The 17,922-nt window shown below is 56.4% G+C and carries 14 protein-coding genes; 12 read left to right on the top strand and 2 right to left on the bottom strand.

What is annotated here, in order from left to right:
- Nucleotides 1-6 precede the first annotated feature (6 nt).
- The 12 genes from NU688_RS15160 (at nt 7) to NU688_RS15105 (ending at nt 13,979) form a co-directional block, all read left to right on the top strand.
- Nucleotides 7-1,290 carry a hypothetical protein gene (locus NU688_RS15160; RefSeq protein ID WP_257861510.1) on the top strand — a complete coding sequence of 428 codons (1,284 nt, stop codon included), beginning with the start codon at nt 7-9 and terminating at the stop codon, nt 1,288-1,290.
- 27 nt (nt 1,291-1,317) lie between these two features.
- Complete coding sequence (locus NU688_RS15155; protein WP_257861509.1) at nt 1,318-2,463, top strand: glycosyltransferase family 4 protein; 1,146 nt, start codon at nt 1,318-1,320, stop codon at nt 2,461-2,463.
- Nucleotides 2,463-4,088 carry a hypothetical protein gene (locus NU688_RS15150; protein WP_257861508.1) on the top strand — a complete coding sequence of 542 codons (1,626 nt, stop codon included), beginning with the start codon at nt 2,463-2,465 and terminating at the stop codon, nt 4,086-4,088. Before NU688_RS15155 ends, NU688_RS15150 begins: the two co-directional genes overlap by 1 nt.
- A 96-nt stretch (nt 4,089-4,184) precedes the next feature.
- Nucleotides 4,185-5,252 (top strand): non-hydrolyzing UDP-N-acetylglucosamine 2-epimerase, encoded by a 1,068-nt coding sequence (gene wecB, locus NU688_RS15145; protein WP_257861507.1) that lies wholly within the window; start codon nt 4,185-4,187, stop codon nt 5,250-5,252.
- On the top strand, nt 5,249-6,499 hold the full coding sequence (locus NU688_RS15140; RefSeq protein WP_257861506.1) for a glycosyltransferase family 4 protein: 1,251 nt from the start codon (nt 5,249-5,251) through the stop codon (nt 6,497-6,499). The genes wecB and NU688_RS15140 overlap by 4 nt, the downstream gene beginning before the upstream one ends.
- Before the next feature lie 32 nt (nt 6,500-6,531).
- Nucleotides 6,532-7,476, top strand: coding sequence for an NAD-dependent epimerase/dehydratase family protein (locus NU688_RS15135; RefSeq protein WP_257861505.1), 945 nt, complete (start codon nt 6,532-6,534; stop codon nt 7,474-7,476).
- Entirely contained in the window at nt 7,473-8,033 is a 561-nt protein-coding gene (locus NU688_RS15130; protein WP_257861504.1) for a sugar transferase, read from the top strand. Before NU688_RS15135 ends, NU688_RS15130 begins: the two co-directional genes overlap by 4 nt.
- Before the next feature lie 19 nt (nt 8,034-8,052).
- The gene (locus NU688_RS15125) at nt 8,053-8,646 is read left to right on the top strand and encodes a NeuD/PglB/VioB family sugar acetyltransferase (RefSeq protein WP_257861503.1); all 594 of its coding nucleotides are present in this window, start codon (nt 8,053-8,055) and stop codon (nt 8,644-8,646) included.
- Nucleotides 8,643-9,041, top strand: a complete 399-nt coding sequence (locus tag NU688_RS15120) for a VanZ family protein (RefSeq protein WP_257861502.1) — start codon at nt 8,643-8,645, stop codon at nt 9,039-9,041. Before NU688_RS15125 ends, NU688_RS15120 begins: the two co-directional genes overlap by 4 nt.
- A gap of 103 nt (nt 9,042-9,144) precedes the next feature.
- A complete protein-coding gene (locus NU688_RS15115) occupies nt 9,145-9,579 on the top strand; it encodes a low molecular weight protein-tyrosine-phosphatase (protein ID WP_257861501.1) in 435 nt (144 codons plus the stop codon).
- Nucleotides 9,576-11,831 (top strand): polysaccharide biosynthesis tyrosine autokinase, encoded by a 2,256-nt coding sequence (locus NU688_RS15110; protein WP_257861500.1) that lies wholly within the window; start codon nt 9,576-9,578, stop codon nt 11,829-11,831. Before NU688_RS15115 ends, NU688_RS15110 begins: the two co-directional genes overlap by 4 nt.
- 201 nt (nt 11,832-12,032) lie before the next feature.
- Nucleotides 12,033-13,979 carry a nucleoside-diphosphate sugar epimerase/dehydratase gene (locus NU688_RS15105; protein ID WP_257861863.1) on the top strand — a complete coding sequence of 649 codons (1,947 nt, stop codon included), beginning with the start codon at nt 12,033-12,035 and terminating at the stop codon, nt 13,977-13,979.
- A 204-nt stretch (nt 13,980-14,183) separates the two neighbouring features.
- On the opposite strand, the gene NU688_RS15100 is transcribed toward NU688_RS15105, so the two are convergent.
- Nucleotides 14,184-17,216: a YjbH domain-containing protein gene (locus tag NU688_RS15100; RefSeq protein WP_374684653.1), complete on the bottom strand. Its 3,033-nt coding sequence runs from the start codon at nt 17,214-17,216 to the stop codon at nt 14,184-14,186.
- Entirely contained in the window at nt 17,213-17,845 is a 633-nt protein-coding gene (locus NU688_RS15095; protein ID WP_257861498.1) for a YjbF family lipoprotein, read from the bottom strand. Before NU688_RS15095 ends, NU688_RS15100 begins: the two co-directional genes overlap by 4 nt.
- Between the last annotated feature and the right edge of the window lie 77 nt (nt 17,846-17,922).

Genomic DNA, 17,922 nt, shown 5'->3' with positions numbered 1-17,922 from the left:
TTGCTTATGTTGAAGGTAAAAAGCAAGTTCTATCTTGCCGCACTTTGTGTGTTGGCCATGATTTCGTCGCTGGTGCTGTATTCTTTTGGCGGAATTCTGGATAGAAACAGCTACGCCGGCCTGCATGAGTTGAGCTGGAGATTCGATAGTCTCCTGATCTCGATCATCTGGGGGTGTTTGATTTTTTACTTTCTCCCAAAAAAAATCAGCCTGCCATCGGATATTTTCCTGTTCTTCTATCTTGCTTTTTGCTTGATCTGGGGTGCCGGGTATTGGAGTGTAAGTGGCCAGGCGGATTTTTATTTTGGCCTCTCCATGCTTTGCATCGGCATATTGCCGGTGATGCTTTTCAAGGGGATCAGGCAAATAATTGCCAGAACCGAGGTCAGGAAGCTGGCGCGCATTGGGTTTTTCTCCTCCGCATGGAGAATTTGGGCTTTGGGCTTGTTGCTGCTGACCTCTGCTCTTGTGGGTGTTACTGCGTTCGGAGGAGGGGGATTCGACTGGGAATTGATGTACGACAGAAGAATTTCGGCCAGAGAGTCATTCGGTGTCGGCACAATTCCGACATACCTATTCGCGATGTCGATCAATGGCGTCATGCCGGTCATGGCATTTATCGGCGGACGTAGAGGAAATTTCCTCATCAGTGGCCTGGCAGTTGCGTATGCGGTTTTCGGATTCTGGCTGATAGGGGTCAAAGCCCCTCTTCTATATGCCATGGTTATGTGGTTTCTCGGATTTCTTCTCCGCAAAGAGAAGTTCGAATACTTTCATGGCTATGTTTTGCTGGGTTTGAATTTGATACTGCTGGTGGCGTTGGTGGAAATGCTCTTTGGCGAGTCATTCATCTCTGAATTATTTGTCCGCCGGGCCATGGTAATTCCGCCTTTCCTGCAGGGTGTCTATGCTGACTATGTGCTAAGCACTTTTTCAGATCTCGACTCCTGGATTTTTGGTAAGAAACTCGACGTTGGCATAGCGATTTACATTGGTCAAGATTATCTCGGAATGGATAACCTTAACGCCAATACAAATGCATTTATGTATGCGCTGGCTTCTGGGGGAGTCGCTCTGTATCTACTTGCGATTTTCTTCGTATCTTTTGTTTTTGCCGTCATTGACTCTGCTTATAAGTGGAAAAACGACGAGATATTTCTGTCGATTGGCGCAATGTATGGGCTGCTATTGACAGAGCAAGCATTTGGAACCGCGTTCTTGTCGTCCGGGATTTTTCTTTGCCTCCTTGTGGCCTTCCTTTTTTCAAGGAATGCAAGCCCGGCCGAATAGCGAAGTGAATTAAAAAGGTATTTGAGAATGAATGAATATCGCGAAGATAAAGTTGACGGAGCATTGATATGCCACCTGACGTCGGTGCACGCACGTCATGACACTCGTATTTTTCTCAAAGAATGTCGGTCACTCGCTGATGCAGGCTACCTGGTTCATTTGATCGTCGCTGATGGAAAAGGCGACGAAATAAATGAGAACGTTCGAATTATTGACGCCGGCGCTTCGAGCAGTCGCTTGCAGCGCATACGTCATGCCCCCCAACGCGTCTTGGAAAAAGCCCTTTTAGTTGATGCTCAGATTTATCACTTGCATGACCCCGAGCTGATTCCAATCGGGCTGGCTCTGAAGAAAGCAGGGAAAAGAGTCATTTTCGATGCCCACGAAGATGTTCCCAAGCAGTTGCTTGGGAAGCCCTATCTGAATAGACCGCTCCGATGGTTATTGTCGAAGGTTTTTGCTCAGTATGAATCGTGGGCCTGTCGAAAGTTGGACGGCGTCGTTGCTGCCACTCCGTTTATATGCAAAAAGTTTTTGTCGATAAACCCAAATACGGTGAATGTTGGTAATTTCCCGATGCTCGGGGAGCTGACGCCTCCTCCAAAAATCGCTTGGTCGTCGAGAGCTCTTCAAGTTGCCTATATTGGGGGGATTTCAAAGATTCGCGGCGTGAAGGAGTTGGTGCAAGCGCTGCCATACACATCTTCGGGCGCCAGGTTGAAGTTGGGCGGAAAATTTTCAGAACCTGAATTTGAGAAAGCTGTAAAAAGCGAGGCCGGTTGGGAGCATGTCGATGAACTCGGATTCGTGAATCGGGAGGGAGTTCGGACTGTATTGGCTGAATCAATTGCCGGGCTGGTCACGTTTTATCCAACAATTAGTCATCTCGACGCTTTGCCCAACAAAATGTTCGAATACATGAGTGCTGGCATTCCTGTTATCGCATCGAACTTTCCGCTCTGGCAGGAAATTATTGACGGGAGCCAATGCGGAATTTGCGTAGATCCACTCGATTCAAGAGCCGTTGCCCAAGCAATTGATTATTTGGTCGCCCATCCGGAGGAGGCGAAAAGTATGGGCCAGAATGGACAGAAGTCGATTCAGGAGCGCTATAACTGGGATATGGAAGCCCGAAAATTGATTGCGTTTTATCGCAGGATGATGGATTCATAATGAATTTCCGGGCCATTTTTCAACCGGGAGCGCTTGTGTTCGCCAGCATCTTGGTGAGCCAGGCAGCGTCGGCAAGAACAGATGCTCCCGCAATAGGCGAAACTCCTTCACGCCCTTCTTTTGCGCAAAAGGCTCCAAAACGAACTGCCTGTGGTGGCTCGATTGAAAAAGCGACGTGGGCGCTTTGGGATGAATCCGGGCGAGCTTGGGTTTCCGGGCAGTTGCTGCAGAAACGCCTGCGCGATCAAGGTGACACTTATGCGCTCTACGACCTTGAGAGTACTTTGCATAATTTACTGTCAATGGCGATACGCTGTGGTCGATCGGAACGATTGAATGAATTTGCGAGCGATTGGAGCGTGGCTTATGGCCAGCTTGGACCGGTGCAATTGGCGGGATCCGCTGCGGGCGGGTCGAAGGTATACCGTCAGTCGATGGCTCCATCGGCCTCCCCCGATTCGTCAAATCCGCGCGGCTGGATATGCCGGGGTGGAGCTAGCTGCAATTCTGGCAATCGTCTCCGCGACACCGAGGTGATGCTCGTTAGTGTGCAAGGACTTGCCTTGTTGAGTCAGCTCGCCAACTCGCTCATCGAATCGCCTGCCAAATCAGAAAAAAATGAGAAATTTGTAAATGAGACCGCTCAATTGCTGGCGTCTCATTTGCTTCGCGCAACTGATAAAGAAGGCCTTGCTCTTTGGGGTGAAGCGATTCAAAAAAAGCCGAGCGACATTGTCGATGGCAGTTCAAAATACTTCTTTAAAGATCAGGAGCTTTGGCTGATCGGTTTGTATGCCGAAATGGCCGGAATTTTGGTGAAAAGACCTGATTTGCGAAGCTCGTTTTTTCAGGATGAAAAAGCAGCCAAGCACCATCAGCGGGCGATCAAGGTATTGTTGGCGTTTTTCAATTCCAGAATCTCTTTGAGGGAAATAAATTCCCCTGGGACCGGAAAAACGATGGCCGCTGAGTTGGATCGCGGTTTCTGGCGCCTGTATTCTGACAACCATTATGCAGGTTACACCGGGCCAGGAAAGCCAGCCGTTTGCGCAGTAAAGGACAGGGCCGTTGCCGCCGATTTAAAGGTGCCAATCAAGAGCGTGGAACCCGTGCCGACTCTCGGATGGGATCTGAGTCATTCTCGTCGCTTGGTGCCTGTGCTGGATGCGTTAGAGCGCAACCGCGACGCATTGATCAAGATTTTTGAACTGGCTAACAAAGATCTGCCGGACCCAAATCTGACACGATTTTTCTCGGCTCAGCTCGTGGCTCATGTATGGAACGGCGACGCGAAGCGTCCGTATTTTTCCAATTATTGGGACGGCTCGAATGGGTGGTATCGGGTTGCGTATAGCAATGGAATGGATCGCTGCTTGGAAGGCTATCCACCCTTTGGCTTGTCGAGTGCATTTCCGACCGGAGGCTATGCAAGTTGGGGGCGCTACTACCCCATCCTGACGAACATTGGGTTGTCGCTGCTTGACGCTACGGCTGACGGCGCTCCGAAGCCCGAGGCGACTTCTGATATTGCCGACCGCTACGGCTCCTTGATGCCGCAGGCTTCACCGAACGTGCGCGTGGCAAACAGGCTGATGTTCTGGCCGAGTTTGGTCGGTGTGCAATAGATTCACCCCAGGACCACGGTCATCCAATCAATTAAACAACCTTAAGCCAGCGGTCGAGGGTAATTCGATTTTCCGGCAGTATCTTTATAAATTTCCATGAACCGAATTCTTACTGTTATCGGCGCGCGTCCACAGTTCATTAAAGCCAGCGTTGTCTCCATGGCAATAGCCGAGTGCCCTGAATTGGAGGAGATTGTTGTACATACGGGACAGCACTTTGATGAGAACATGTCCGGCATTTTTTTCGACCAGCTCGGATTATCACGCCCGCGTCATCAGCTCAATATCAGTGGAGGCTCGCATGGGGGAATGACCGGCCGCATGTTGATCGAGGTGGAGCGAATTTTATTGGAAGAAAAACCTGACCGTGTGCTCGTCTATGGGGATACAAATTCAACCTTGGCGGGTGCGTTGGCCGCCGCAAAATTGAATATTCCCATTGCACACGTAGAAGCTGGCCTTCGAAGTTTCAATATGCGCATGCCGGAAGAGATCAATCGAATATTGACTGATCAATTGAGCGATATCTTGTTTTGCCCTACCGATGCTGCTATGGAGAATTTGCGTCAGGAGGGGTTTGCCAATAAAAAATCGGAAATTCTGAAGGTTGGCGACGTCATGCAGGATTCTGCAGTTTTTTTTGCTGGACGCACCAGTCAAAGGGCAGTTGCCGGTGTAGAGGGGGAGAATTTTATTCTGGCGACGCTGCATCGCGCCGAGAATACAGATGACCCGGTTCGCCTGGCAGCCATCGTTGCAGCGCTAAATAAATTGCACGCGACGCTTGCTCAGGTGGTGCTTCCTTTGCATCCGCGGACACGAGAGGCTTTGAAAAATGCAGGTCTGACTCTAGATGTGACGCTTATTGATCCAGTCGGCTATCTGGAAATGATAGTTCTTCTACAGCGAAGCGCATTGGTACTGACGGATAGCGGAGGAGTGCAAAAAGAGGCCTTCTTTTTTGGAAAGCCCTGCGTCACTCTTCGGGAGCAAACCGAGTGGGTAGAGCTGATAGATATAGGTGCAAATACCCTCGTAGGTGCAGATGTTGAAGCCATTCTGGCGGCAGCGAGAGCTAATCTTGGTCGAAAGGTCGTAGATGAGCAGGCCCTTTATGGCGGTGGACAGGCCGCAAAAAGAATTGCCCGGCATTTGGCAAAATGATGGAGGCCAAAAGAAAACTCAACGTCTGGTATATCCATCCTTATGCGGGAGGGCCGGGGGTTGGCAGGTACAGCCGCCCCTATTTTCTTGTGCATCACTGGATTGGACTGGGTCTTCGTGCGACTGTTTTTTCGGCATCCTTCCATCACCTTTTGGATCAGCCTCAGAACGTTGGGGAAAAAATCATTGACGGTGTGCCGTATGAATTTGTCAGAGGGCGCAATTACACCGGTAATGGGTTGGGGCGTTTACTGAATATGATGCAATTTTCCTGGAATTTTTTCCGGAATTCATCAAAATACGCCACTCAGTACGGCAAGCCGGATGTAATTATCGCGTCAAGTCCTCATCCATATGCCTTTCTGGCTGCCCGCTCCGTTGCAAGAAAGTACGGCGCAAAGATTTTTTTCGAGGTGCGGGACTTGTGGCCACTTAGTCTCGTGGAGCTCGGAGGGGTTTCTGCCAATCACCCATTGATAAGCTTCACTGGCTGGGTGGAAAAATTCTCCTACAAATATTCCGATCGCGTCGTTTCGCTTTTGCCGCTGACAGCCCCTCATATGGTTGAGCGAGGGTTGGCGGCGGCGCGATGGGCATATATTCCCAATGGCATTGATCGCCAGGAAGGCCAGCGCGCGAGCGAAGCGCATCCTATTATTTCTCTTGCCAAGGAATGGAGAAAAAGCGGATTTACCGTATTTGTCTACGCCGGAGCCTTGGGGCGACCCAACCATGTCGACTCCTTGGTGAAGGCTATGTCTCTTTTGAAATTGCAAGGAGACAAAAATATAAAGGCACTGATAGTGGGAAAGGGGGAGGCAGAGTCTGATCTGAAAAAACTGGTGCTTGAACTTGAATTGGATGCGGATGTCCGAATTTTTGGTCAAATTCCGAAAGCGCAAATTGTCGAATTATTCGGCGAAGTGAGTGCCGGTTTCATTTCGCTTCGCCCCGAGCCAATTTTTAGATTCGGCATCAGCCCCAACAAATTGTTCGACTACATGCTTGCTTCATTGCCGGTCGTTTTTGCTGTGAGCGCTGGAAATGACCCGGTAAAAGAAGCTAATTGCGGATACTCGGTTGCGCCGGGAGACGCAAAGGCTGTTGCGCTTGCTATGCAAAATATCGACTGTCTTTCGGAAACACAACGACGAGAGATGGGTGACAGAGGCCGTTCATATGTTCTGAAAAATCACGATTACGCCGCGCTCGCTGCTTCTTATGTCACGCTGTTTGAAACGGATTGATATTTTCGGACCTCTGGGCGAAGAGTAAACATATGAAATGCATGATGACCGGTGGAAGCGGATTTATAGGTCGTTCGCTATACCCTCAGCTGAAATCGCTGGGACATCGAGTCCGTTGCGGGTTAAGGCACGCAAGTACCCCCGCCGGCATGCATTCCGCCGATTTTGTCGATGTCGGTTCGATTGATGCGTTCACCGACTGGGGTCGAGTGCTATTTGATGCTGAGGTTGTCGTGCATTTGGCAGCTAGGGCGCATGTCATTCGCGAGCGGAATCTTGATCCATTGAGCGAGTTTCGTACTGTTAATGTCCAGGGCACCCTCAATTTGGCCCGACAAGCTGCGGATTCGGGTGTTTGCCGCTTTGTATTCATTAGCTCCATCGGTGTCAATGGCTCGGAGAGTGTTAGGCCATTTACCGAAGTTGATGTGCCGGCGCCCCAGGAGCCGTATGCGGTTTCGAAAATGGAAGCAGAAACGGGGCTCTTTGAGATTGGTAAGAAAACGGGTATGGAGGTCGTGGTGATTCGTCCACCTCTGGTTTATGGTGCTGGCGCGCCCGGTAATTTTGGGCGTCTGATAAAGGCTGTGAAATCGGGAATTCCGTTGCCTTTCGGGGCAGTTCACAATCAGAGAACACTCGTTGGAATTGATAATTTAACAAGCTTGATTGCATGTTGCATTGAACATCCATCTGCGGCAAATCAAGTCTTTCTTGCTGGCGACGCGGAGGACATCTCCACGTCCGATTTGCTGCGGCTTGTAGGGGAATCGCTGAACCGGCGAGCCCGGTTGATACCGGTTCCTGTGGCTTTGATGGAGGCTATCGGGAGCGCGGTCGGACGCCGTGCAACGGTTCGGAAAATCTGCGGTAGCTTGCAGATAGATATAAGCAAGGCCCGAGAGGTACTGGGCTGGGAGCCTCCATTGTCTGCCGTTGAAGGCTTGAAGCGGGCGGCGTTGGAGGTACGGTTGTGAAACGCTTGTTTGATCTTTTTTTGGCTCTGTTCGCGGCGCTGATATTGAGCCTACCTTTATTGCTGGTGGCGCTGGCGGTGCGGTTAACTTCGCGCGGACCCGTTTTGTACTGGTCGGACCGGGTGGGGCAGCAGAATCGCATCTTCAAGATGCCGAAATTTCGCAGCATGCGGGTCGGTACTCCGGCAGTTGCTACTCACCTTCTATTGAATCCGCAATCCCATCTGACACCAATTGGTTCTTTTTTGCGTAAAAGTAGCCTTGATGAGTTGCCACAGTTGTGGAGCATTTTGACGGGTGATATGAGTTTTGTGGGCCCTCGTCCCGCGTTATTCAATCAATCTGATTTGATTGAATTGCGTACCCGATACGGCGTGCATCAATTGGTCCCGGGGCTGACGGGATGGGCGCAAGTCAATGGCAGGGATGAATTGCCCATCGCGGCCAAGGTCGAACTCGATTTCGAATATCTTCAGCGAAAGTCCATTCAATTCGATATCCACGTGCTTTGGCGGACTTTTATCAGTGTGCTGAAGCGCGACGGGGTGGCGCATTGAAATTCAAGGTGAGGCAACAATGAATCGGCTGTTGATCATTGGAGCTGGCGGCCATGGTCGTTCCGTGGCCGAGGCCGTATTGCTTCGCAATGAGTATTTACTTGCAGGCTTTCTTGACGATGGGGTTGGAGGTCAAGAGCGTCTGTGGGACTGGCCGATACTGGGAGCGACCTCCATGTTGCCGGCATGCCGTGGCCAGGTTGACGTGGTGATCGTGGCCATCGGGAGCAACTCCTTGCGAGAAGCACTACATGCGCGAATTCGGGCCGAAGGGTTTGCTTTCGCAACAGTGATCCATCCGGCTGCCGTCGTTTCTCCTCGAGCAGTCGTGGATAAGGGTTGCGTAGTCCTGGCGGGCGCCGTCATTGGGACTGGCGCTCAGCTAGGAGAGGGCGTTATCGTCAACTCAGGCGCCGTAGTCGACCACGATTGCATCGTGGAACCGTTTGCTCATCTTGGCGTTAAAGCAGGTATGGGAGGGGGGAGTGTGTTGGGGCGCCGCGCGTGGATGCAGGTGGGAGCGTCGGTTTTGCACGGAGCCCGAGTTGCGCCTGATCAGATATGTACAAGTCAGAGCTTAGGGAGCGCACGATCAAGCGACCAAGGAAAATGAAACATCAGCAAGAGCAACTGAATGTGGTGTGCCGTCTCGGCTTCTGGGGTTTCGCGATTGCGATCCTCGTGCTTGCACTCGTACCCTCCAGCAGTCCCATTCCCACGACCGGATGGGACAAGACCAATCATCTGCTCGCCTTTGCAGTGCTCGCTTTTCTTGGCAATCACGCTTGGCCGGGACGCACGGTAGCGGTGCTACTGGGGCTGTTGGTCTATGGAGGCTTGATCGAGGTGCTGCAGTCATTCACAGCTGACCGGTTCGCCGAATGGTGGGACCTGCTGGCAGATGGCGTTGGGCTTGTGTTCGGCGAGTTGGCGGCTCGACTGGGACGGCGACACGTGCGCTCGCAGACAGAGGCTCAATCGGCACGGGTTTCCGGGCCAGGTCTGTGACAACCACCAACTAAAATGTGACCCAAAAGAGGGAGTTCTTTACTTTGATTAATCGTCGAACGCGGCTGCTGGTTGTCGCAGACCTCATGGGGTGTCCCACGCCATGAAGTCCGTATTGATCGTATGCATCGGCAATATCTGCCGCAGCCCGATGGGTGAAGCGCTGATCGCCGCAGCCCTGCCGTCCTTGAAGGTGTCGTCTGCTGGAATCGGTGCGCTCGTGGGTCAGCCAGCTGACGCCCTGGCGCGCAAACTCATGGCGGAGCGCGGACTCAACATCGAGTCTCATCGTGCGCGGCAGTTGACCAATCTGATGTGCCAGGAGGCTGATCTGATCCTGGCGATGGATGAGGAGCAGCGCTTGCACATCAATCAACGCCATCCGCTCACGCGCGGCAAACTGTTTCGTCTGGGTGAAGTCGCACGTGTGGACATCCCCGATCCCTACCGCTTGGGCCAGCCGGCCTTCGAGCGAGCCCTGAAACTCATCGACGACGGCGCCAGCGCGTGGGTCGAGCGCATCAAGAAACTTTCATGACTTCTCTCGCCTCTTCACCGGTTTCTTCTGTATCTGCGGTCGCTCCCCCACGGGACGACGAGGATGCGATCCACCTGTCTGAGTATCTTGACATCCTGGTCGACCGCAAATGGTTGGTAGCAGGCGTCACGTTCATCGCCGTCGTGTTGGGGGTCGCCTACGCGCTTCTGTCCACGCCCATCTATCAGTCAAATCTACTGGTTCAGGTTGAAGATTCGGCACCCGACGCCAAGAACTTCCTTGGTGACACTGCCAACCTATTTGACGTGAAGACGCCTGCAACCGGCGAAATTCAGATTCTTCGATCGCGCATGATCATGGGTGGGGCGGTTGAGGCAACGCGCTTGTACATCGATGCGCAACCGCGCCGTATCCCGCTGATTGGCGAATGGCTCGCACGGCGAGCGAAAGGACTGTCGGAGCCTGGATTCCTCGGCTTGAGCGGCTACGTGTCGGGCACGGAGGCGATCGATATCGCCAAGTTCGACGTGCCCACCGTGCTCGAGGACCAGCAGCCCTTCATGATCACTGCTCAGGCCAACGGGCAGTACACGCTCATGCATCCAGACCTGCCAAGCCCACTGACAGGCACGGTCGGCAAGCTGCTGACTCAGGAAGGAGCCAACGGCGCCATCACACTGATGGTGTCGAAACTCGATGGAAAACCTGGTGCGGAGTTCGTCGTCTCGCGTGCGTCCCTGCTCACCACCACTGAGGACCTGCAAAGGCGCGTGCAGCTTGGCGAGCAAGGCAAGCAGTCGAACGTGATCAGCTTGACCCTTGAGGACAGCGATCGCGACCGTTTGCGGCGCATCCTCAACGAAATCGGCGCGCAATACGTACACCAGAATATCGAGCGCAAGGCAGCCGAAGCTGAGAAGACGCTCGAATTCCTCGACCAGCAACTGCCTGAGTTCAAGAAGCAACTCGAGGGCTCTGAAGATGCCTATGCGAGCTTCCGGAACAAGAACGGCACCATCGCCTTCGACGAGGAGGCCAAAGCGGTGCTGGGCCGATCAGTGGAACTGCGAACAAAGTTGCTTGAGTCGGAGCAGCAGCGGCGCGAACTGCGCGCGCGCTTTACCGCCACAAATCCAAAGGTCGGCGTGATCGATGGTCAGATCTCTGCCCTCCGCCGCGAACTCGACGACATGGACCGCCGCGTGAGCGCCATGCCGGTCGTTCAACGTGATGCGCTGCGGCTGGAGCGCGATGTCCGCGTCAATGGCGAACTCTATAAGTCTCTGCTCAACAGCTCGCTGCAATTGCGTCTCGTCAAAGAAGGCAAGGTCGGCAACGTGCGCCTCTTGGACAAGGCGACCGAGCCAAAGAGACCTGTAAAGCCTCAAAAGCCACTTGTTGTCATGCTGTCGCTTGTGTTGGGTCTGTTGGCTGGCATTACCTTGGCCATCGTGCGCAGCAAAATGGCCAGCGGCATCAACAATCCTCAGGAAATCGAGGATCGCCTCGGACTGAATGTTTATTCCGTCGTGCCCCTTGCCCTTGAGCAGGAGCGGATCCTCCAACGCATCGCAGGCGGCGTCGGTGGCGTTCAAGTGCTGGCTATCACCGATCCAGAAAGCCTGGCCATAGAGAGCTTGCGCAACCTGCGCATCTCTTTGCAGTTGACCTTGATGGAGAGCGGCAACAACCGCGTGCTCATCACCGGCGCCACGCCAGGGGTGGGAAAGAGCTTCGTTTCAGGCAATTTTGCGGCCATCATGGCCGAGGCTGGTCGACGCGTGCTGCTGGTCGACGCCGACTTGCGAAAGGGTCATCTCCACACGGCCTTTGGCCTGCCGCGTAAAGGGGGGCTGGCCGATGTCCTGACGGGTGACATGACGAGTGAGCAGGCGATCCACAGCCAGGTGACTCCCAATCTCGACGTTCTGACCACAGGCAACTACCCGTTCAATCCGGCGAGCATGATGTTGTCGTCGGCGCTGAGAGAGTTCCTGGATGCCATGTCGACGCGCTATGACTTGGTTGTGATCGACAGCCCGCCTGTGCTCGTGGCCGCCGATGCCGCGGCGGTTGCAGCTTACGCCGGAGCGATCCTGCTGGTGGCTCGCGACAGTCTCACTCAACTCGGCGAACTCAACGAAAGCGTCAAGCGCTTGGCACATGCGGGTCAGCGAGTCAGCGGCGTTGTCTTCAATGGCATGGACCTCTCGCGTCGGCACTACGGCAGCTATGGCTACAAATATGGCGGCTACCGTTACACGGAGTACAAGTACAAGGACGCCGTTTGAGGTATCGGTGTACTAGGCGATACAGGCAGTAGCGTAGGAATGGTCCGACGGACGAAACACAAACACACATTTTAGGGTGACTTGATACCCTGAATGAGGGAGTCAAGTGCGCGCCCTTCGTGGAAAATTGTTATCCGCCAAAAACAATTATTCACTCAGGTGAGAGTTCTGTTCAACCGTCTTGCGGCACCCTTGCTTGCGATGTCTCGCCCTGCCAAACGCCTGCTGGCTTTGGCGGTCGATGCTGCGCTTTGCGTCCTGTGCGTTTGGGTGGCATTCAGTCTTCGTTACGAGCAGTGGGTAACCTTGCGCGGAGTCCAATGGTCAGCGGTTGTCGCTGCCGTCGCAGGTGCGCTCCCGCTCTTCATCGTTTTCGGTCTGTATCGAGCCATCTTTCGCTACGCGGGCCCTGCTGCATTGATGGCTATCGTGCGTGCCTGCATATTGTTTGGTGTCGGTTACGGACTCATGTTTTCTGTGATCGGCGTGAAGGGCGTACCGCGCACGGTAGGCTTCCTGATGCCCCTGCTGCTGTTTCTGGCGGTTGCCTGTTCGCGCATGTTCGCGCGCTACTGGCTAGGCGGCATGTACATGAGCGCGATCGATCGAAAAGCGCTGCCGCAAGTGGTGATCTATGGTGCTGGTGGTGCCGGGCTTCAACTGGCTGCCGCATTGACCCAGAGCCGCGAGATGATGGTTCGAGCCTTCGTCGACGACGACAGGCGCCTCCAGGGCAACACCCTTCATGGGTTGCGCATCGAATCGCCGGATTGGCTCAGCGACAACGCCACAAGACTGGGCATTACCGATGTCCTGTTGGCAATGCCTGCAGCCGGTCGTGCGCGCCGGGCTGAGATCCTGAACCAGCTGTTGCCCTTGTACCTGCACGTGCGGACGCTACCGGCGCTGGCCGATCTCGCCAACGGAAGAGTGCAGGTTCACGATCTGCTTGAGGTCGACATCGAGGATCTGCTGGGGCGTGATCCCGTCGCGCCGCTGGGCGATTTGCTGCACAGGAACATTCGCCATCAAGTCGTTCTGGTGACCGGGGCTGGCGGGTCCATCGGCAGCGAGCTGTGCCGGCAGATCGTGCAACTTTCGCCGAAGACGCTGCTGCTGGTCGAGATGAACGAGTACGCGCTTTACGGCATCCACCAGGAACTCGAAGCGTTGGCACCCCACATTCACGTGGTTCCCCTGCTGGCTTCGGTTTGCGATGCGGCGCGGTTGCGTGAAGTGATGCGCGCTTGGCACCCGGACACGGTCTATCACGCAGCGGCCTACAAGCACGTGCCACTGGTCGAGCACAACCCCGTCGAAGGCGTGCGCAACAACGCAATAGGCACGCTCACAGCGGCTCGGGTCGCCATGGAGTGCAAGGTTCGCCGTTTCGTGTTGATCAGCACCGACAAAGCGGTGCGGCCGACCAACATCATGGGTGCCAGCAAGAGGCTCGCCGAAATGACGTTGCAGGGGCTCGCGCAACAAAAATCCAGTACCTGCTTCTCGATGGTTCGTTTCGGCAACGTGCTGGGCTCCAGTGGTTCGGTGGTCCCGCTGTTCCGGCGGCAGATCGAAGCGGGCGGGCCCATCACGTTGACGCATACGGACATCACCCGTTACTTCATGACCATTCCCGAGGCTGCGCAATTGGTGATCCAGGCGAGCGCGATGGCCGAGGGCGGGGACGTGTTCGTGCTCGACATGGGAGAGCCAGTGCGCATCATCGATCTGGCGCGCCGGCTGGTGGAACTGTCGGGGCGAACGGTGCGGGACGAGGCTTCGCCCGATGGCGACATCGAACTCCACGTCACCGGCCTGCGGCCAGGCGAGAAGCTGTACGAGGAACTGCTGATCGGTAACAACGCTTTGCCGACAGTGCATCCGCGCGTGATGAAAGCGCACGAGGCATGCCTACCTCAAGAAGAGCTTTGGCGTCAGTTCGACGTGTTGGATGCGGCGCTCCGAAACAGCGATGTCCCGGCACTGAAGCGTGCGCTGCAGCAGATGTTGCCAGGCTACCAGCCCCATGCAGAGGTGGTCGACTGGGTGCACATGGAGCGGCATCGTTTGGCGATGACCGTGGTGGATCGCACCGAAGAGAGCGCCAACTCGGAATCGGATCTGCCGATAGCCGTCGCGCTCTGAATCGTCGGCAGGGCCGTGCGATAGAGCGGCTAGTAGGCTAGTACAACCGCTGGAAGACGCTCGCCGCGATAGCTTGACTGGGCGCAGCTGCTGTTGCCCGGGGCGTGAGGTCCATCTGCGGGTCTCATCGCGATCGCGATGCCTTCCAATTCACACATCGCCGGCAGGCGGCCAATCCTGCCCGGCAGCCGGGCTTGCCACCGTCTATCGTGCGTTCTCGAAATTGAGAATGTTGTCCCCAGCCTTCGGTTGCCTGTTCTCCGGCGCCGCGAAACTGAAGGCCCGCGGGTCACGTGCAGACGTCATTTCGTAGAGCGGATTGATCCGTCCCAGCTTTGCACCGCCGTCGCGTGTCACTGGCGACCAGGCAAAGCCCGCGGAGAACTTGCTGGACTTCGGCAGGAATGCATCGAACGGCACGGAGATGTAGATGCCCTTGTCGAAGCTGCCTTCGCCGAATTGCGCTGCCGATACGTTGGTCTTGGTTGCGTAGACGCCGACCATCACGCCGTTGTCGAAACGACGGCTGATGTCGAGCGTGACCCCGCGATCCCCGGCCAGGTATTGGCCGACGCTGATCCTCGTCATCACGCCGTTCCAGCCCGTGTCCCAGTACAGCGTGGCATGGCCGGTGTTGACCTTGTAGTCGCGCAGACCGAAATCCTGCTTGAAGTCGCGTTGGCGCACGTGGTTGATGTCGATGCCCAGGGCGAACTTGCTGCGCCATGGGCGATACAGCCATTCGGCACCGACGCCGGCAAACATGGACTCGAGGGCGCCGCCGTAGACGCTGTAGTACTGGTCTTCGCTCAGCCGACCCACATGGGTCAGCTGGAACACCGGCATCGTCACCCGCGTGGAAGTGACGTATTCGCGCTGAAAGGTGCGCACGCGCGGAAGATTGCTGGGCGCGGTGTAGGTGAACTTGTCGAAGTTGTCCAGAAAGCGCCAGTTCAGCGCGGCGTTCGCCCATGTGCTCGGGGTAAAGCGGTATTCCGCCGTGGCCTGAACGCCGATCTGGTAGAGCATGAAGGCATCGGGGCCGCCAAGAATCTGCGAGAAATACGGCGTCACGCCAAAGGTGAACTTCTGGATACGGCGTTCCCACGGCACCATCGCCGCCGTGGACTGCTGTGTGGTGGGAGCAGTTGCAGCATTGTCGTCGGCGATCTTTTCCGACGGAGGCAGGAACAGCCGGTCTTCGCTGGCGTCTTGGTGCGGCGCGTAGTCGCGCTGGCTGGCTGCGCGCGCTTCGGCGGGCGACTGCGCCTGGTAGTGCTCGGCGACCCATTCACCCCGGTCGACGACCTGCGCGTGCATCGCGAGGCCGCGCTCGTTGTAGTGCAGGATGAAGCTCCTGATCGACGCCGGCGAATCGCGATGCAGCACGGCAATGATCTGCTCTACCCGCGCCTGGCGGTAGACGGTGTTGCTCTCGGTGATCCACACATGCACGCCGCTGCCTTGCGGCGCGATGCGCTGGACCGTCCATTCGGTGCGGGCTTCGATCTCGGTCGCAGTCGATGCCCAGCCGGGCGGGTTTTGCGGCGCCTGGGGCGTGAAGCGGGGCTGGGGCGGGTCGGCGGGCTTGGATGCCCGCAGCGATGCGACGTTGGTGGACAGCGTCACGCCCACCATCAGCTTGTTGCCGCGCTCCACGCCGGCGGAGAAAGCGACGCCGGGCGAATGGCGGTACTCGAAGCCGATATTGAAGGGGCTGCGCTGTTTCTGGTCGTTGTCGAACGGCTCGTTCTTGTAGTTGTTGCCTTCGTATTCGAGCTTGACCGTCAGCGGCTCCCAGGGGGTGCGCCATTCCACGCCACCGAACAGGGCGGCGGGGCCGCGGAAGAAAGCACCGAAATTGGTTTCGCCCCCTTGCGCCGAACCTACCCTGCGCTTGTCGAAGCGGCTGCTCAGGAGCGTCAGAGGGTTGCGGATGTTGCCACTGTTGCCGAGGTACCCCCAGCCCATTCCAAGACTGAAGTCGAAGTCGCCGTATCGCTTGTTCGCGACCAGGTATTCGGCGGAAAACAATCCGGTACCGCCGATATCTCGAAAACCGAGCGCAAGCTCGGGGATATAGGCGGACTCGCGCATGAGCCTCACCTTGAGGTCGATGCTCTTGTCCTTGGTGCTCTGGCCGGTCGTGCTGGCGGCGTAGGGCACGTTGCTGATCGATGTGTACCGAAAGCCGCCTTCCATCCAGTCCAGCGGTTGGAACATCACGTTCAGCCGGGTGTACGGCGAAACATGGGTCATCGATGATCGAAAGTCGCCGGCCTGGCCCATGCGCGCGGTGGGGGTCTGGAGCAGGCCGGTTTCGCCCCAATCGTTGCCGCTGGTGCGAATGGCGTTGTACTGCGGCGCCACTTCGGGACGCACGGAAATTGCGGTCGACGGCGCGATTGCCGGCGGCGGAGCGGGGGGCTGTTGCCCCTCCGATTGCGCGGGGGCGCCAGCTGAAACGTCGCTTTGAGGGGAGGGGCCTTGCGTGGCGAGAAACTTGATGATCCCCTCGGATGCGGCGACCAGATCCGTCATCTCTCGGGGCGCCGCCCAGATCCATGCGCCCGGCGCAGGTTCGTCCGAAGGCTGACTGTTCCAGGGCGCCACGCCCACGCGAGCGGTTCGGCCATCCGGCTGCGCGACCCAGGCCCAGTCATGCGCGCCTCGAGGCTCGCAAGCTGCCACGTAGTCCCAGGCGGTTCGGCCGGCTTCGTGCGTCACATAGCAAAGCTCCCCGTTGGGGCGGACCACCGCGATAGTCTTCAGGTCGGGCTCCGCTGCAACCAGTTGCTGGCCAGCCGCCAACACCGGGTCTTCTTCGGGATGCGCCTGCAGCCAGCGGGGGTCCACGATGGCCAGTGCCACTCGGCCCGTGACGGGCAAGCCCTGGAGCCAGGAAATCAGGCTCAGGCGATCGGCTTGCTCCGAGCGCGGAGCGCGTCGTTGAATCGACTCGATGCGAACCAGCAAGGTGTTCTTGAGAAACTGCTGCGCCAGCCGTTCCTGCGGCACCCGCCATGCGAGGCCGGCCGAGGCGGCATCGGCGGGTTGGCGCAACAGCCAAGTGCTCAGGCGCTCACCGGGGCGCACGTCAGCGTCGTTCGTCGCCACGTTCTTTGCGGCGGTGCTCAGCGGCTGTGCCGAGACGCCAAAACTTGCCGCCAACGCGCACGCGATGGCCGCTCGACGAGGCCAATGCCGCTTGCCAATACCGCGAACCCAGGGATTCATGTGCCGGAGCTTGCCGATCTACCGACTGCCGGTGCGGAGGGCGTCCATTGTTCGAAGCTCATGCAGAAGTCACTGGAGAGGCATTGCTCTGAATACACGACCTGCGGTGTTCCGGAGGAGTTCGATATGCCAAAGCGGGCCGCAGGCAGTGATGCTGCAGACGGTCGCGACACAGTGCGTTCTTCATACCAACGCAAGGAGGCGGGGTCGGCGCCTGCGAGGGCGGTGTTTCGCGGTGGCGAGATGGAGATCCGAACGATTTCGTCGCGAATTCCGAAGCGATAACCGGGCATGAGATCACGCAGGCGCGTGTAACTTTGACCCGAACCGCCCGTGGTGCTCGTTGTATCGGCACCCGGCCACGCGGGAAGGCCTGTGAATTGAACGTTTCGCCAGTCGGTACTGAGCCCCGTGGTGCCCACGAGCTGCCCGTTCAGAAGCCTGACAACCTCACCGCTACCGCTGTACCAAACTTCGACAGGGCCCTCGGGGCGCTGATCGATATAGCCTAGCACCATGAAAAGGGTGCGGTCACCGACCTGTGTCCGCAAATAGCGATAGGCGGGGTTGAAGTCCGGCTGGGCTGCTTCAGGCTGGCCTTTGTATACAAGCCGAGCAGCATCCAGCATGGCTGAAGACCCGGAGGAACAACCGCCAACGCCCAAATAAAACGTTGCCCAAAGGCAACGTTTTAAAAGTCGCGTGG

The organism is Variovorax sp. ZS18.2.2 (assembly GCF_024701975.1).
Classification (GTDB): domain Bacteria; phylum Pseudomonadota; class Gammaproteobacteria; order Burkholderiales; family Burkholderiaceae_C; genus Variovorax.
This window is presented reverse-complemented; position numbering and strand designations above follow the sequence as displayed.

Excerpts from the sequence above, each read along its gene's own strand:
- NU688_RS15160 (WP_257861510.1), top strand. The coding sequence starts at position 7 with ATGTTGAAGGTAAAAAGCAAGTTCTATCTTGCCGCACTTTGTGTGTTG.
- NU688_RS15155 (WP_257861509.1), top strand. The coding sequence starts at position 1,318 with ATGAATGAATATCGCGAAGATAAAGTTGACGGAGCATTGATATGCCAC.
- NU688_RS15150 (WP_257861508.1), top strand. The coding sequence starts at position 2,463 with ATGAATTTCCGGGCCATTTTTCAACCGGGAGCGCTTGTGTTCGCCAGC.
- wecB (WP_257861507.1), top strand. The coding sequence starts at position 4,185 with ATGAACCGAATTCTTACTGTTATCGGCGCGCGTCCACAGTTCATTAAA.
- NU688_RS15140 (WP_257861506.1), top strand. The coding sequence starts at position 5,249 with ATGATGGAGGCCAAAAGAAAACTCAACGTCTGGTATATCCATCCTTAT.
- NU688_RS15135 (WP_257861505.1), top strand. The coding sequence starts at position 6,532 with ATGAAATGCATGATGACCGGTGGAAGCGGATTTATAGGTCGTTCGCTA.
- NU688_RS15125 (WP_257861503.1), top strand. The coding sequence starts at position 8,053 with ATGAATCGGCTGTTGATCATTGGAGCTGGCGGCCATGGTCGTTCCGTG.
- NU688_RS15120 (WP_257861502.1), top strand. The coding sequence starts at position 8,643 with ATGAAACATCAGCAAGAGCAACTGAATGTGGTGTGCCGTCTCGGCTTC.
- NU688_RS15115 (WP_257861501.1), top strand. The coding sequence starts at position 9,145 with ATGAAGTCCGTATTGATCGTATGCATCGGCAATATCTGCCGCAGCCCG.
- NU688_RS15110 (WP_257861500.1), top strand. The coding sequence starts at position 9,576 with ATGACTTCTCTCGCCTCTTCACCGGTTTCTTCTGTATCTGCGGTCGCT.
- NU688_RS15105 (WP_257861863.1), top strand. The coding sequence starts at position 12,033 with ATGTCTCGCCCTGCCAAACGCCTGCTGGCTTTGGCGGTCGATGCTGCG.
- NU688_RS15100 (WP_374684653.1), bottom strand. The coding sequence starts at position 17,216 with ATGAATCCCTGGGTTCGCGGTATTGGCAAGCGGCATTGGCCTCGTCGA.
- NU688_RS15095 (WP_257861498.1), bottom strand. The coding sequence starts at position 17,845 with ATGCTGGATGCTGCTCGGCTTGTATACAAAGGCCAGCCTGAAGCAGCC.